This is a genomic window from Pseudomonas anuradhapurensis, assembly GCF_014269225.2.
Classification (GTDB): Bacteria; Pseudomonadota; Gammaproteobacteria; order Pseudomonadales; family Pseudomonadaceae; genus Aquipseudomonas; species Aquipseudomonas anuradhapurensis.
The window spans coordinates 2,679,878-2,694,636 of record NZ_CP077097.1; the positions used below are offsets into that span (position 1 = coordinate 2,679,878).

A 14,759-nucleotide genomic window follows, 5' to 3' on the forward strand; every position below is an offset into this window, starting at 1 on the left:
CTTCAATGGGTCTGCCAGATACCGTTACTGCGCTCGCAGTCCGAGCGTGCCTGGCCCAGGCTCGGGGTATCGTAGTAGTAGGTCACCACCCGTGCATCCTTGGGCAGGCCCGGGCCGGTGGAGGGCTGGTCATTCCCCGCTGCCTTGGGGTTGGCCAAGGCTTCCCGGGTCAGCGGGGCAATGCAGCTGCCCACGCTACCGTCGGCGCAACGCGCCACTTTGTGCTTCTCCGCACTGAGCATGTCCTTGCTCTGGTTGCTGCACGACCAGTTGATCGCTTCAGGCGGCATGTTGCCGTAGGTGTAGCAGGTGTGCTGCTCCACCGGCCGCACCGCTTCGCTGGACGATCGGGTCATCACGTCGCAGGCCTCTGCCAGCACCCTGCCGCTGACCAGGCTCATGACTATCAATGTCACCCAGGCAATACGCATGGTCACCTCCCGGCCCCTGGGCCGTCGTCGACATTCAAGCTGTTTTTTCGCGCCGGCGCATGGCCTTGGCGCGCTTTTCCAGAATCAGGTAGGTCATCACCGCCAGCACCAGCGGGATCAGGTAATACAAGGTGCGGTACGCCAGCAGGGCCGCCACCAGGCTGCCTTGGCCGAACTGGCCATGGAGCAAGCCGAGGAAAACGGTTTCCAGCACGCCCAGCCCGGCCGGGATGTGCGCCACCACGCCCGCCACGCAGCTGATCAGCAGCACGCCAAGGACCGACGGGTAGAACGCCTGCTCAGGTAATAGCCAGTCGATCAGCAACGCCATCATCGCCCAGTTGCTGGCACCGAGCGCCACCTGGCATGACGCCAGGCGCAGCGAAGGCAGGGTCAGCTCATGGTCGCGCCATTGCCAGGTGCGCTTCTTGGCCAAACCACAGGCCAGCAGGTAGGCCAAGGTGATGGCCAGCAGCACGAAGCCGATCAGCTGCAGCCCGCCGGTGCCGACCGGCCAACTGGACGGCAGCTCCACCAGGCGCAAGGCGAACACACCGCCGGCAAGCAGCATGTAGCCCATCCAGTTGGTCAGCAGGCCGAGAGTGAGGATGCGGGTGATGGTAGGCGTATCCAGCCCGAGCCGGCTGTACAGCCGGTAACGCAAGGCCACGCCGCCGACCCAGGTGGTGAAATTGAGGTTGAAGGCATAGCACACGAAGGCCACCGGCAGCACCTGCCGGGCGGGCAGGGTATGGCCGGTGTAGCTGCGCGCCAGCAGGTCATAGCTGGCAAAGATCAGGAAGCTGCACAGCGCCATTGCCAGCCCGATCGCCAGGCTGCCAGGCTTGTAGCCGAGCAAGGACTGCCGCACTTCGTTCCAGTCCAGGTTGCGTGCCAGGGTAAACAGCAGCACCGGGATGAGCACCAGGAACAGCAGGGTGAACAGGCGCTTTGCCCAGGTATGCCAACGCTTTCGCTCCATCAGGTATTGCCCTCGTGCAGGTTGCCTTGGGTCTCGACTTCCGGCTGCAACGACTTCAGGCGCTTGCGGTGCGCGGGTAGCCAGCCGGCAATGCGCGGGAAATGGCGGATCACGTGGAAGCACAGGAATATCAACGGCGCCCGCCACCAGTAGCCACGTACCATGCGCTCGAGGGTGACGGGCTTGCATTGTTCGTTGGCCAACGAAGTCAGGTGCTGATGCAACTGCTGGTTGAAGCGGCGGTCGCGGATGAACAGGTTGGCCTCGAGATTGAAGGCCAGGCTCAACGGGTCGAGGTTGCTGGAGCCGACCGTGGACCACTCGTCGTCCACCAGGGCAACCTTGCCGTGCAGGGGCCTTTCGCAATATTCATGAATGCGCACGCCATCGCGCAGCAGGTAGTTGTACAGCAGCCGGGAAAGCGCCCGGACCCAGCGCATGTCCGGCTGACCCTGCATGATCAGGGAAACCTCGACACCACGCCGGGCGGCATTGCGCAGCTCGCGCAACAGCCGATAACCGGGGAAGAAGTAGGCATTGGCCACCACGACGCGTCGGCGCGCATTGCGCAAGGCTTCCAGGTAATACGCTTCGATGGCATTACTGCGCTGCCCGTTGTCACGCTCGACCAGTACCGCAGTGATATCACCGGTGGGAGCGGTGACCGGGCGTACCTCGCTGGGCGGTTCGAGCACCGGCGACATCAGGCGACGGCTGACGGCATGCACCTGCGCCACCACCGGGCCGGTGACTTCCACGGCATAGTCCTGCTTGGCCATGGGCCCGAAATCGCCCAGGTGGTCTGCGCTGTAGTTGATACCGCCGATAAACGCCCGTTCGCCGTCGATGACCACGATCTTGCGGTGCAGGCGCCGGAACAGGTTGGTGCGCATGCCCGCCAGGCGCGGCTGCGGATCGAACAGGTGAAAGCTGACCCCGGCATCGGTCATCGCGGCAATGAAGCTGCCCGGCAGGTCGGCGGTACCGTAGCCATCGGCCACTACCTCCACCCGCACACCGCGACGTGCCGCATCGATCAGCACCCGTTGCAGCTGTTGGCCGACCTTGTCGTCGAAGATGATGAAAGTTTCCAGCAGGACTTCTTCCCGCGCCTGGCCGATGGCCTCGAATACACGGGGGTAGAACGCTTCGCCGTTGATCAACAGCTCTACGCTGTTGCCATCCACCCAGGGTCTTTTCACAGCGTGATCTCCGCAGCCAGGGGCGCGTGGTCGGACAGGTGCGACCACGGGTAGCTGGACAGCACTTGCGCCTTGCAGGGCATGGCATTGCGCAAGTAGATGCGATCCAGCCGCAATAGCGGCATGCGCGCAGGAAAACTGCGGGCTGGGGTACCGAACCGCTCGCCAAAGGCTTCGACCAGGCGCCGGGACAGCACCGCATCAGCCTTGAGCCGCCAGTCATTGAAGTCACCGGCGATGATCACCGGCGCGTGTGCTGGCAGACGGTCGAGCAATTCCAGCAACAGTTTCACCTGGCTCTGCCGATGCGCCTCGCGCAGGCCGAGGTGCACGCACACGGCATGCACCTGTTCATGCCCGGGCACCTCCAGTTGACAATGCAGCAGGCCGCGCTGTTCGTTGCCGTGGACAGAAACGTCCAGGTTGTCGAAGCGGGTAATCGGGAACTTCGACAGCAGCGCATTGCCGTGATCGCCATGCGGGTAGACGGCGTTGCGTCCATAGGCGAACTGCGGCCACATGCTGTCGGCCAGGAATTCGTATTGCGGCGTGTCCGGCCATGCCGGGTGACGGATGGCATGCTGCTGGTGGCTGCCGTGCACTTCCTGCAGGAACACCAGGTCGGCGCCGGTGGCGCGTACGGCTTCGCGCAGCTCGGGCAGAATGAAACGCCGGTTGAAGAAGGTGAACCCCTTGTGCACGTTGAGCGTAAGCACGTTCAGCCGATGCACGGCGGTGATCTTGTCGATGATGCAACGGGGGGTGGGCAAGGTCTTGTTCACAGGTCCACCTCGGGTTCCACGCCGGGTTCAGTCATCAGGTGGTGATCCAGATGGAGCTTTTCCAGCAGGCGTCGGGCGTCATAGGGAGCGTGCACCTTCTGGTCATTGTCGAAATAGCAATAGACGTCACGCGGCCGATGACTTGGCGGCGGCCCGGGCACGATCAGCTCGGCGTCCTCGGCCTGGCGGCCTTCGCTCCAGTGCACGATGCGCTCTTTCCAGCGGCGCAACGCGCGTGACGTATAACCGCTGCTGTACAACTCGACGTCGCCATGCAGGCGCATGTAGACGAAGTCGGCAGTCACGTCTTCCACGTACGGCCATTTACCGGCACTGTCGGCCACCACCAGCGCCACCTGATGCTTGCGCAGCAGGTGCACGAAGGCTTCGCAGAGGAAACTCTCATGGCGTATTTCCACCGCATGGCGCAGGCGCCGGTTGCCCTCGATGGCGGTGCCGCCGTTGCCTTGCAGGCGCTCGGCACATCCTTCGGCACACCGACGCGCAGCGGCGCGGTCGTGCGGCAGCCGTTCGAGAAACGCCTGGAACAGCGCTTCATCGAACTTCATGCTGGGCGGGAACTGCCACAGGAACGGCCCCAGCTTGTCCCCGAGCAGCAGAGGGCCGGATGCAAAGAAGTTGGCCAGCGGCTGTTCGATATTCTTCAGGCGCCGTATATGGGTGATGTAGCGCGGTGCCTTGACCGAGAAGACGAAATCTTCCGGGGTCGCCTGAGCCCAGCTGCGATAGCGCTCTGGTGTCTGCAAGCTATAGAACGACCCATTGATCTCGATGGTATTCACTGCCCGCGAAGCAAACGCCAGCTCGTCGTCCTGGGGTAAGCCCTTGGGGTAGAAGTCCTTGCGCCAGGGGCCGTAGCGCCATCCTGAAATGCCAATGCGCACTTCGCTCACGCTGCCTCCTAATTGCTTGTTGCACCAGTTCATCAGTTGCGACCGGTGCAGCCGTGCGAGGGTTCAAGCAGGATTGATCGACGGCGCAGCCAGCGCCGGATTGAACTTTGCCGCCAGCGGCGATTCCACCCTTTAGCAGCCTGAGGGTGGTGGATGCTGCCCCCGCTGTGGTTACGGTGAGGAGCGATGCCATGAAATTCGACCGTTTCGCGCAATGGCTGGCGAACTGGACCGGCCGCCCGCTGAGTTTCGCCATTGCCCTATTGCTGATAATGGCCTGGGCCTTGACCGGGCCGTTGTTTGATTACAACGACACCTGGCAACTGGTGATCAACACCTCGACCACCATCATCACGTTCCTGATGGTGTTCCTCATCCAGAACACGCAAAACCGCGACAACGACGAACTGCACATCAAGATCGACGAACTGCTGCGCACGACCAGACGCGCGCACAAGGCGCTGCTCGACCTGGAGGACATGGACCCTGCCGAACTGCATGCGCTGCGCAAGCAGTACCAACGCATGGGCGAGCGCGAGGAGGGTCGCGTGCAGCGCAGTGACCCGCCCGCAGACTGAAGGCCTGCCCATTTCACTGGAATGAACACCGCTGACACCTGGAGGCAAGCATGCCCAGACACATCATCCACTTTACCGGCCCGATCAATTCTTCCACCTGTGGCAATCTCATCGGCACCTGTGCCAAAGCCCTGCAACAGGGCGCCGAGCTGCTGCAGCTGAACATCGCCACCATGGGTGGTGAATGCAGCTATGGCTTCACCTTGTACAACTTCCTGCGCGGGCTGCCGATCCCCCTGCACACGCATAACCTGGGGACCGTGGAGTCGATGGGTAACATTCTGTTCCTGGCCGGCGAGCACCGTACCGCCTGCGCCCACAGCAAGTTCCTGTTCCATCCGTTCCACTGGACCCTGCACGGTTCGGTGGACCATTCGCGCATGGCCGAATACGCCATGAGCCTGGATTACGATTTGCGCCTGTACGCGCAGATTGTCGCCGAGCGGACCGAGGGCAGCAGCGAGGTGCTGGACGTGCCCCGTTACCTGATGGCCTATCCGCGCATTCTGGGCCCGCGCGAGGCGCTGGAGAGCGGCATGATCCACGCCATAGACGAACTGCCGATCGAAGCCGATGCCTGCCAGTGGAGCGTGCACGCCTGACTAGGCCACGGCCTGAACAACGGCACCGGCTGCGCCGGTGCCATGCGCTAGCGAATGGAAGCGGCTGTGGCCTGGTCACAGGCCAGCAGCGAGCGGATCAGCAGCTTGATGTCATCCTTGAGCATCGGCACCTGGTCGATATGGGCGAAGCAGCAGTCGGCAATTTCGTGCTGGGCGGTGGGGTGGGGCGCGTCGGCGAACTCGGCTTCGAAGACATAATGCATGCGCTCTGGGGTTTCGTGGCGCATCAACAAGGTCATTGTTTCGGCTTGCAAGCCAGTTTCTTCAAGCAGCTCGCGCTCGGCCGCCTGCACTGGCGTTTCGCCGGGCTCGACTTTGCCGCCTGGCAGGGTCCACGGGGCTTTGGGTTTTCTGACCCAGAGCCATTTATGGGCGTGCTTGGCGTGACGGCAAATAACGGTTGCGCGTGCTTTGACCGGTTTCATGCGACCTCCTGGTGAAGCTATTCCTATACGGAATTAGTCACCAGGCGCGCAATGAACGTTGTGTTTATATGAACAGAACAAGATGGGTGGTCAGTAGGGCACGGACCCGTACAGGGCCTCGATCGCCTCGACCAGTTCGTCGTAACCGACCGGCTTGTTCAAATGCCGGTCGAAGCCCGACTGGCGTGACTTGTGCTGGTCGGCGCTGGCGCCGTAGCCCGTCAAGGCGATCGCCGGGGTGTGCTGCAAGTGGCTCAGGCTACGCAAGGCTTTGATCAGGGCGTGGCCGTCCATGACCGGCATGCCGATGTCAGACAGAATGATGTCGTAGCTGGCGGCCGCGGCTGCTTCCAGCGCCTGGCGTGGATCGCTGAACGCACTGACCTCGGCGCACTCCATTTCCAACAACTGCTGCATCACTTCCAGCACGTCTGGCGAATCGTCGACCAACAGGACCCGGATGCCGCTCAAGCGGCCATCGGTTGTCGCATCCGCTGGCGCCACGGCGGGGCGCTGACCGCTGTCCGAGCAGGGCAGGCTGACGGTGAAGGTGCAGCCCTGGCCGATGCCTGCCGAATCAGCACTCACCCTACCACCGTGGGCTTCGACCAACTGGCGAACCAGGGACAGGCCAATACCCAGGCCTTCGCGCGGATGGTCGCCCACTTGCGGTGCGGCCTGGCTGAACAGGTCGAAAATGTGCTCCAGGCTATCTGCTGTCAGGCCAACCCCCTGGTCAATGACGCGCAGCCATACCTGCGCTTGATCATGGCTCAATACCAAGCGGACAAGGCCACCCGGCGGGCTGAACTTGAGCGCGTTGTTCAGCAGGTTCCAGACCACCTGTTCCAGCCGCGTGCTGTCGCCTTCGATAATCAAGGGCAAGCCGTCAGCCGGCAGCTCCAGGAGCACATTGCAGGCAGGTTGTTCACTCTGCACCAGTGCATGGATGCCCTGCAGGATGGCGCGGATATCCACCGCTTCGGTCTTGAGCTTCAGCTTGCCGGTACGAATACGGGCGACATCGAGCAAGTCGTCGATGATTCGCGCCTGGCTGTTGACCGCCTCGCGGATGCTGGCCACAGCCTTGCTCGCCGCTGCGCTGTGGGCGATCGTCGGCAAGCGCCGGAGGATTTCCGCATTGAGCTGGATCAGGTTGAGCGGGTGCTTGAGTTCGTGGGACATGATGGCGAAAAACTCGTCCTTCATGTGGCTGCTGCTCTGCGACTCGGCCAGTTGCTTGCTCTGCTCGTCATGCCGGCGCTTGTGCCCCGTGAGGTCGCGGGCGATCTTCACGAAGCCGCGCAGGGTGCTGCCCTTGAGCTGGGATATCTCGCCGCTGGAGTAGAAGCGGCTGCCATCCTTGCGCACATGCCAGCGCTCGTCCTGGTCGCGCTCATTGACCCGGGCGGCATGCAGTTCCTGTTCGGGAACGCCGCGCGCACGGTCCTCTTCGGTGAAGATCAAGCGGTAATGCTGGCCCAGCACATCCGCCTTGCTGTGGCCGAACATCAGGCTGGCGCCAGTGTTCCAGTCGGTGATCAGGCCCTGTTCGTCGAGCAGGATGATGGCGAAATCGTGGGTGCTTTCGGCCACCACGCGCATGCGCTCCTCACCCAGGCGCACGCGTTCCTCCGCCGCCCGGCTCTTGCTGATGTCGATGAAGGTCAGCACCGTGCCATCGCTGTCCTGCTCGCTCGAGCGGTACGGCAGCAACCGCGCCAGATACCAGCGTTGGTCGTGGCCGCCGACCTCGCGTTCGATGATGTGTTCGCCCTGGGCCACGGTACGGGCATCCTCGGCCAGCGCGGGGTAGTCGAGGCGATGGGTGATGTCGAGCAGCGAGCGGCCGGTGTCGACCGGCAGCATGTTGAACAAGTCGGTGGCACGCGGGGTGAACCAGCGGATATGCAGGTTGCGGTCGACGAACACCGTGGCGATATCGGTACTGGCGATCAGGTTGCTGAGGTAATCGTTGACCTTGTCGGTTTCCTCGACCTTGTTCTTCAGCTCGAAGTTGACCGTCAGCAATTCCTCGTTGATCGACTGCAGCTCTTCCTTGCTGGTGCCCAGCTCTTCGCTGGCAGAGCGCAGTTCTTCGTTGATGGCCTGCATTTCTTCATTGGAGGCGGTCAGTTCCTGGCTGGAGATTTCCCATTGTTCGATGGTTTCCTGCAATTGCAGGCGGGTGCGCTGCAGCTCGTGCTCGAGGTTGTGCAAGACCATGCTGTCGGTCTGGCGAAGCGACTCGGCAATGGGCAACGACGGGCCGGCTGCGCGCTCTTCGAAAACCACCAGCAGGTATTCGCCAGCGCTCACTTGGTCCTTGTGCGGCTGCACGGTGATTTCCACCTGCACCCGGTCGGCACCTTCGCCGAGTTCCACCGGCCGCGAGGTCACCGCCTCGGTACCCTGGCGGGCCTGGAACAAGGTGCTGCGCAGGGCCAGGCGCAAGCTCGGCAGCACCAGGCTCAACAGGTTACGACTGAGTTCACCGCCGGCCAGTTGCATGAAGCGGCCAACGCCCTCGCTCAGGTGCAGGATCGTACCTTCGCCGTCGATGATCAGGCTGGGCGGGTTCCGGCGCGCCAAGGCCCGGTGGTGCACTTCGGCGTAGACGGGTTTGCGCCCGGGCTTGTCCTGCCCGCGTGCGACCTGGGGCGGGCTGGTGAGGTCCGGCCCCGGCAACTGGCGGCCCGAGCGGCGGCCCAGGGTGCTGACGTCGCGGGCTCGGTAGATACGGTTGCGCTTGTCGACCACGGCGAACAGTTCACTGGCCAGGTCGGCAGACTCGGCTGAGCCCAGGAACAGGAACCCCCCGGGCCGCAAGGCGAAATGGAACATCTGCAGAATGTCCTGCTGGATCTCGCGGTCGAGGTAGATCAGCAGGTTGCGGCAGACGATCAGGCCGATCTGCGAGAACGGCGGGTCGGACAGCAGGTTGTGCCGGGCGAACAGGACTTTCTCGCGAATTTCCTTGCGTACCCGGTAGTGCTGGTCTTCCTTGACGAAGAACTGGCGCAGCCGCGAGGGTGGCACGTCGGTGACGATCGCCTCCGGATACGAACCACCCCGGGCAATGCTGATGGCACGCTCATCGAGGTCGGTGGCAAACACCTGGACTTGGCTGGCTCGCTGTTCCACGGCCAGTTGCTCGCAGGCGAGCATGGCCAGGCTGTAGGCTTCTTCGCCGGTGGAGCAGCCGGCCGACCAGATGCGTATTTCGCCAGCGCCCTCGGTTGGCTCGGGCTCGCTGACCAGCTGCGGCAGCACATGGCGTTCCAGCGCCTCGAAGGCCTCGCGGTCACGGAAGAAGTTGGTGACACCGATCAGCATGTCGGCCAACAAGGCCGTGGCCTCTTCGCGGTGGTCTTCCAGGTAGCGCAGGTAGGCGCCAAGGTCGGCCTGCCCGGTCACGTGCAGCCGGCGCTCGATGCGCCGCAGCACGGTGGCGCGCTTGTAATGCTGGAAGTCATGCCCGGTGACACTGCGCAACTGCAGGAGAATCTCCTCCAGCAGCGGCTCGGAGGCCTGCGGGTCGCCTGCGCGACTGCCCAGCGCGGGTGGCAGGGTATCGTCATCGATCCGCGGCAGCTTTACCTGGCTAGCGTTCTGCCATAGCTCCAGCAGTTTCTGGGGGATTTCCGCGGCCGGCAGGACGATATCGACCATACCGGTGTCTATGGCCGCGCGGGGCATGCTGTCGTACTGTGCGTCATCGGGCGCCTGCACCAGCGTGACGCCGCCTTGCTCCTTGATGCGCGACAGCCCGACCGCGCCGTCGGCACCGCTACCGGACAGCACCACGCAAAAGGCATGGTCCTTGTGCACGTCAGCCAGGTCGCGAAAGAACAGGTCGATGGCCACGTGGTCGCCGCGCCGCCGGTTGGCTGGGGTCACCCGCAGGTAACCGTCATTGGTCGACAAGCGGTTGGCGGGCGATATCACGTACACATGGTTGCGCTCGATCGGCACTGGCTCGGTCACCTGGCGCACCGGCATCGCGGTGGTTTCCTGGATGATGCGGTCCGCCACACTCTGGTGATCGGGAGACAGGTGCAGGACGATGACGAAGGCCATGCCAGAATCGGCCGGCATTTGCCGGAACAACGTGCACAAGGCCTCGAGGCCACCTGCCGAGGCGCCTATGCCGACCACGGGGAAGTCCAGATGGCTTGGGCTCAGGTTGGGGTTTTGCGGCGAGGCGGGCTGGTTAGCAGACGACTTCATGGCGGTGCCTTGTACAGACCTGACAGACGGCCCATCGACGCATCGCCGGGCTTGTGAAAGGCCATTATAGGCAGGCTGGCGCGGCAATCGCGAGGGGTTGGACAGAGAGCCAAAAGGCAGTGCGCCAATTTGCGACCTGCCAGTCATTTGGCGCCACTCGTCCACAAACCACGCATTGGAGTGAGCGCCCAGCGCCGCCTGGGCTCGGAGTAAGGGCACGGTATACGACCGTGACTACCATTCCAACCGCAAGGAGAAACGACATGGCTCGCGATCAAGATCAAACCAGCCAACGTGGCGGCACCAAGGAAACCAACCCGGGCAATTTCGCCAACGACCGCGAAAAAGCGTCCCGCGCCGGGCAGAAAGGTGGCCAGGCCTCCGGCGGCAATTTCGCCAATGACCGCGAACGCGCCTCGGAAGCAGGCCGCAAAGGTGGCCAGAACAGCCACGGCGGCGGCCGCAACCAGTAACGCAGCGGCTGGCAACAGCGGCGGTGGCCCGGCGCACATTGCGCTGGGCCACCTTTGTTGCGAAGCGTTTCACAATCTTTTTGAATCTTCGCGGCGCGCTCGACTCAACACGAAGTCATCCATGGAAAAGAGGAGGGCCACGCGATGCCTAATCCGCAGTTGTACATCATCGACTACCGGTTACACGGCAAACCGCGCAGCTTCATCATCCGCCTGGAACGTATGGACAATGCCGAAGCCTGGCATTGGGCCAGCTGCGACGCCGGTATCGGCATCATCCCCAAGTTCGGCCGCGAGAAGATCCGCAAGGTGAGCAAACCCATGGCCGAACGCTATGGGGTGACAGAGGTCAGCTGGCGAGCCTCCGGCAGCAAGCCTGGCCAGTCGCTGGAAGACCCTGTTACCACTGCCTGACCCGATTTCGCCGCCACCCGGGCAGCTCAGGCCCCGGATTCAGGATCGCTGGCAGGCACCCCAGGCCGGTTCTGGTCATCATCCGTCAGGTTCGGGTCGGTATCGGGGTCGTCCACCTTGTCGTTGCGCGCGTCCGGATCCAGTTCCGGCCAGTCATCCTGCGCATTGCCGCCGCCCGTCCACTGCTTGTCGTTCATGCCCTCGGCCTCCGTTTCGGTAAAAAAGGCCCGCCAGGCTGGCGGGCCAACACAGGAGTGAGAGGCGAAGCCATTGACCACCCCTCATGCCATCAGAACCCGCCGACGTCGGGACCGATCGGTCGCGTCGAGGCAAAGGCCGACCAATGGCAGCGGTCATGCCCCCGGCATTTTCAACACCAGGGTCAGAATGTCGTAGCTCGCCACCAGCTCGCCCAGCTGGTTGGTGACCTCGACGTCCCATGCCACCACACCCTGCGGTTGCCCCAGCGGGCTGGTCTTGCCCTGGTCGATCTTGCGCTTGCAGGTCAGCCGCGCCTGGATGGTATCGCCGATGCCCACCGGGTTGATGAAGCGCAGGGTATCCAGGCCGTAGTTGGCCAATACCGGCCCTGCACCCGGGGACACGAACAGCCCGGCTGCCGCCGACAACACGAAGTAACCGTGGGCGATACGCTTGCCGAACTGCGATTCCCTGGCGGCGATCTCGTCGAAATGCATGTAGAAGTGGTCGCCCGACAGGCAGCCGAAGTTGACCAGGTCGGCTTCGGTCACGGTGCGGCGGTGGGTGAGCAGCGATTCGCCGATGCGCAGTTGCTCGAAGTAACGGCGGAACGGGTGCACTTCGCTTTCGATCACTGCGCCACCGCGCACGTACTCGCCGGTAACCGCTGTGAGCATGCTTGGCGATCCCTGCACCGCAGCGCGTTGCAAGTAGTGCTTGACCGCACGCAGGCCACCCAGCTCTTCGCCACCGCCGGCGCGGCCCGGGCCACCGTGCTTGAGTTGCGGTAATGGCGAGCCGTGGCCGGTGGATTCCTTGGCCGCTTCGCGGTCGAGCACCAGCAGCCGGCCATGCCAGGCAGCGGCGGCCGGGATGGCCTTGGCGGCGATGCTGCGCTCGGCGGTGACCAGGGTGGCCACCAGGCTGCCTTTGCCACGGGCGGCCAGCACCAGGGCTTCGTCGAGGTCGTCATAGGCCATCAGGGTGCTGACCGGGCCGAACGCTTCGATATCGTGGGCACCACCCTCGGCATGCGGGTCGCGCGCCTGCAGCAGGGTCGGGGCGAAGAACGCACCTTCGGCCACACCCTCGCCACGTGGCGCAAAGCCGTCACTGGCGCCGAACAGCTGGTCGCAACTGTGCAACAGGCTGCGCACGCGCTCGGCCACGTCGTGCTGCTGGTCATGAGAGGCCAGGGCGCCCATGCGCACGCCTTCCAGCGAAGGGTCGCCGACCACCACCTTGGCGAGCCGCTCGCGCAGGCGCGTGGCAACCGCATCGATGTGCTTGGCCGGGACGATGGCGCGGCGGATGGCGGTGCACTTCTGCCCGGCCTTGGTGGTCATTTCCCGCACCACTTCCTTGATGTACAGCTCGAATTCCTCGCTGTCCGGGGTCACGTCCGGGCCGAGGATGGCGCAGTTCAACGAGTCGGCTTCGGCGCTGAACGGCACCGAGTTGCGCACCAGGTTAGGCGTGACGCGCAGCTTCGCGGCGGTGTCGGCAGAACCGGTGAAGGTCACCACGTCCTGGCCCTGCAGGCGGTCGAGCAGGTCGCCGGTACTGCCGATTACCAGTTGCAGGCTGCCTTCCGGCAACAGGCCAGAGGCATGCATCAGGCGCACCACGGCTTCGGTCAGGTAGCTGGTCGAGGTCGCCGGCTTGACGATGCAGGGCATGCCGGCCAGGAAGGTAGGGGCGAATTTCTCCAGCATGCCCCAGATGGGGAAGTTGAAGGCGTTGATGTGCACCGCCACGCCGGCGCGCGGCACCAGGACATGGCTGCCGGCGAAGTGGCCTTGCTTGCCCAACGGCATGGCCGGGCCTTCGTGCACCAGGTTGCCCGACGGTAATTCGCGGCTGCCGATGCCGGCGTACGAGAACAGCGTGGCATTGCCACCTTCGATGTCGATCCAGCTGTCGGCACGGGTGGCGCCGCTGTGGTGGGACAGGGCGTAGAGCTGCTCCTTGCGCTCGGCCAGGTACAAGGCGAGGGCTTTCAGGCGCGCAGCGCGCTGCTGGAAGTCCATGCCCATCAGGCTGGCCAGGCCACGGGCCCGGGCGAAATCCACGGCCTCGGCGAAGTCCGGGCGTTCCTCATGGCTATAGGCGAGCACGTGGCCGTCGAGGGCGCTGCGCAAGGCCTGGGCGCCGTGCTGGCCGAGCCAGCGGCCGGCGATGAAGCTTTGCAGGGTAGGGGCGGCAGACATGCTGTTCTCCATGCTGTTCAGAGGTGGGGAGGGCGCTGTTACCACAGCGCCAGGGTGTAGCCGATAATCAGGCGGTTTTCGTCCACGGCGTTGGTCAGGCCATTGCCAGAGCGGAAGGTGACGTTGCGCCAGCGCAGGCTGACGTCCTTGAACGGGCCGCTCTGGATGACGTAGGTGATGTCGGTGTCGCGCTCGCGCTCACGGCCGTTGCTGAGCGTGGCGGTTTCGGCGTGGCGGCCGTCGGTGTAGCGGGTCATGAAGCTCAGGCCGGGAATGCCCAGGGCGACGAAGTCGTAGTCGTAGCGCAGTTGCCAGGAATCCAGGCCGGCGCGGGTGAAGGTGTTGTAGGTAACCAGGTTGACGGTGAACGGGTCGCCACCGTTGACGAACGGGAACGCGCTGTCACCGGACATCTGTTGCCAGGTGGCGGTGAACTTGTGGGCCCGCACACCGAGGGTGAACATGGCGTTGAAGTTGCGGTTGTCGATGGTGCCGGCACGCTCGGCGCCGTCTTCGCGGCTGTCGAAGTAGCGCAAGTCGCTGCGCAGGCTCAGGCCCTCGCCCAGCGAGCGGGTATCGACCAGGCCGACGAACTGCTGGCGATAGATATCCTCGAGCTTGGCGTAGTAGTAGCTGACGCTGGTTTGCGGGGTGATGGCATAGCTGCCGCCGCCGAAGTCGAGATGGTCGCTGCTGGCGGCGCCGTAGCCGATGTCATCGCGGCCCGAGGAGTCACGCAGGTTGGCCTTGCTCAGGCGGCCGGCGTTGAAGGTCAGGCCGGCGAGGTCCTGGCTGGTCAGCAGGCCGCCCTGGAAGGTGGAGGCCAGCAGGCGGGTGTCGTTGTACACCACCACTGGCAGGATCGGTTGCAGGGTGCCCAGGCGCAGGGTGCTCTTGGCCAGCCGCAGTTTGCCGGTCAGGCCCAGTTCACTGTAGTCGTCGACCGGCTCATGGCTGTTCGGGCCAAAGGGCAGCAGGCCAGTGTTGCGACGGTCGCGGCTGGAGTCGAGCTTGATACCCAGTTGCCCCATGGCATCGATGCCAAAGCCGAGCGTGCCCTCGGTGAAGCCCGATTCCAGCTTGGCGGTGAAGCCCTGGCCCCATTCCTCGGCCTTGGCCTGCGCCGCGTTGCTCTGGCGGAAGTCGCGGTTGAGGTAGTGGTTGCGCAGCTCCAGCCGGGCGTGGCTGTCACCGACGAAGTCGGCCAGCGCCGGCAGCGGCAGGGCCAGGGTGGCCAGCCAGGCGGCCGACATGAAGTGTGTACGGTTCATTGTTGTTGTTTTACCCGACATGG

General features: G+C 64.0%; 14 protein-coding genes. 4 read left to right on the forward strand and 10 right to left on the reverse strand.

Annotated elements, in window-relative coordinates:
• Nucleotides 1-2 precede the first annotated feature (2 nt).
• Genes HU763_RS12480 through HU763_RS12500 form a run of 5 tightly spaced genes read right to left on the reverse strand, consistent with a single transcriptional unit; the run spans nt 3 to nt 4,311 of the window.
• Entirely contained in the window at nt 3-431 is a 429-nt protein-coding gene (locus HU763_RS12480; RefSeq protein ID WP_186685928.1) for a hypothetical protein, read from the reverse strand.
• A gap of 34 nt (nt 432-465) precedes the next feature.
• Nucleotides 466-1,413, reverse strand: a complete 948-nt coding sequence (locus HU763_RS12485; RefSeq protein ID WP_170029909.1) for a lysylphosphatidylglycerol synthase domain-containing protein — start codon at nt 1,411-1,413, stop codon at nt 466-468.
• A complete protein-coding gene (clsB, locus tag HU763_RS12490) occupies nt 1,413-2,615 on the reverse strand; it encodes a cardiolipin synthase ClsB (RefSeq protein ID WP_170029908.1) in 1,203 nt (400 codons plus the stop codon). Before clsB ends, HU763_RS12485 begins: the two co-directional genes overlap by 1 nt.
• Entirely contained in the window at nt 2,612-3,397 is a 786-nt protein-coding gene (locus HU763_RS12495; protein WP_186685925.1) for an endonuclease/exonuclease/phosphatase family protein, read from the reverse strand. Before HU763_RS12495 ends, clsB begins: the two co-directional genes overlap by 4 nt.
• Nucleotides 3,394-4,311, reverse strand: a complete 918-nt coding sequence (locus tag HU763_RS12500) for a DUF72 domain-containing protein (protein WP_186685922.1) — start codon at nt 4,309-4,311, stop codon at nt 3,394-3,396. The genes HU763_RS12495 and HU763_RS12500 overlap by 4 nt, the downstream gene beginning before the upstream one ends.
• Nucleotides 4,312-4,502: 191 nt before the next feature.
• Between HU763_RS12500 and HU763_RS12505 the strand changes: the two genes are divergently transcribed.
• Entirely contained in the window at nt 4,503-4,889 is a 387-nt protein-coding gene (locus tag HU763_RS12505; protein WP_186685919.1) for a low affinity iron permease family protein, read from the forward strand.
• 50 nt (nt 4,890-4,939) lie between these two features.
• Nucleotides 4,940-5,491, forward strand: coding sequence for an ATP-dependent Clp protease proteolytic subunit (locus HU763_RS12510; RefSeq protein WP_170029904.1), 552 nt, complete (start codon nt 4,940-4,942; stop codon nt 5,489-5,491).
• A 47-nt stretch (nt 5,492-5,538) separates the two neighbouring features.
• Here the strand turns inward: HU763_RS12510 and HU763_RS12515 are convergent, their stop codons facing one another.
• Nucleotides 5,539-5,937 carry an NUDIX hydrolase gene (locus HU763_RS12515; protein WP_170029903.1) on the reverse strand — a complete coding sequence of 133 codons (399 nt, stop codon included), beginning with the start codon at nt 5,935-5,937 and terminating at the stop codon, nt 5,539-5,541.
• Nucleotides 5,938-6,027: 90 nt separating this feature from the next.
• Nucleotides 6,028-10,167, reverse strand: coding sequence for a CheR family methyltransferase (locus HU763_RS12520; protein WP_186685916.1), 4,140 nt, complete (start codon nt 10,165-10,167; stop codon nt 6,028-6,030).
• Between the two features lie 263 nt (nt 10,168-10,430).
• On the opposite strand from HU763_RS12520, the gene HU763_RS12525 reads away from it, so the two are divergent.
• On the forward strand, nt 10,431-10,640 hold the full coding sequence (locus HU763_RS12525; protein WP_114170448.1) for a con-10 family general stress protein: 210 nt from the start codon (nt 10,431-10,433) through the stop codon (nt 10,638-10,640).
• Nucleotides 10,641-10,784: 144 nt separating this feature from the next.
• On the forward strand, nt 10,785-11,054 hold the full coding sequence (locus HU763_RS12530) for a DUF6555 family protein (protein WP_186685914.1): 270 nt from the start codon (nt 10,785-10,787) through the stop codon (nt 11,052-11,054).
• A gap of 26 nt (nt 11,055-11,080) precedes the next feature.
• Here the strand turns inward: HU763_RS12530 and HU763_RS12535 are convergent, their stop codons facing one another.
• From HU763_RS12535 to HU763_RS12545, 3 genes are all read right to left on the reverse strand, one after another.
• The gene (locus tag HU763_RS12535) at nt 11,081-11,251 is read right to left on the reverse strand and encodes a hypothetical protein (RefSeq protein ID WP_186685911.1); all 171 of its coding nucleotides are present in this window, start codon (nt 11,249-11,251) and stop codon (nt 11,081-11,083) included.
• Nucleotides 11,252-11,407: 156 nt separating this feature from the next.
• The gene (gene paaZ, locus HU763_RS12540; protein WP_186685908.1) at nt 11,408-13,465 is read right to left on the reverse strand and encodes a phenylacetic acid degradation bifunctional protein PaaZ; all 2,058 of its coding nucleotides are present in this window, start codon (nt 13,463-13,465) and stop codon (nt 11,408-11,410) included.
• 38 nt (nt 13,466-13,503) lie between these two features.
• On the reverse strand, nt 13,504-14,736 hold the full coding sequence (locus tag HU763_RS12545; RefSeq protein WP_186685905.1) for an OprD family porin: 1,233 nt from the start codon (nt 14,734-14,736) through the stop codon (nt 13,504-13,506).
• Between the last annotated feature and the right edge of the window lie 23 nt (nt 14,737-14,759).

Excerpts from the sequence above, each read along its gene's own strand:
- HU763_RS12535 (WP_186685911.1), bottom strand. The coding sequence starts at position 11,251 with ATGAACGACAAGCAGTGGACGGGCGGCGGCAATGCGCAGGATGACTGG.
- HU763_RS12525 (WP_114170448.1), top strand. The coding sequence starts at position 10,431 with ATGGCTCGCGATCAAGATCAAACCAGCCAACGTGGCGGCACCAAGGAA.
- HU763_RS12485 (WP_170029909.1), bottom strand. The coding sequence starts at position 1,413 with ATGGAGCGAAAGCGTTGGCATACCTGGGCAAAGCGCCTGTTCACCCTG.
- paaZ (WP_186685908.1), bottom strand. The coding sequence starts at position 13,465 with ATGTCTGCCGCCCCTACCCTGCAAAGCTTCATCGCCGGCCGCTGGCTC.
- HU763_RS12515 (WP_170029903.1), bottom strand. The coding sequence starts at position 5,937 with ATGAAACCGGTCAAAGCACGCGCAACCGTTATTTGCCGTCACGCCAAG.
- HU763_RS12520 (WP_186685916.1), bottom strand. The coding sequence starts at position 10,167 with ATGAAGTCGTCTGCTAACCAGCCCGCCTCGCCGCAAAACCCCAACCTG.
- HU763_RS12505 (WP_186685919.1), top strand. The coding sequence starts at position 4,503 with ATGAAATTCGACCGTTTCGCGCAATGGCTGGCGAACTGGACCGGCCGC.
- HU763_RS12530 (WP_186685914.1), top strand. The coding sequence starts at position 10,785 with ATGCCTAATCCGCAGTTGTACATCATCGACTACCGGTTACACGGCAAA.
- HU763_RS12510 (WP_170029904.1), top strand. The coding sequence starts at position 4,940 with ATGCCCAGACACATCATCCACTTTACCGGCCCGATCAATTCTTCCACC.
- HU763_RS12545 (WP_186685905.1), bottom strand. The coding sequence starts at position 14,736 with ATGAACCGTACACACTTCATGTCGGCCGCCTGGCTGGCCACCCTGGCC.
- HU763_RS12480 (WP_186685928.1), bottom strand. The coding sequence starts at position 431 with ATGCGTATTGCCTGGGTGACATTGATAGTCATGAGCCTGGTCAGCGGC.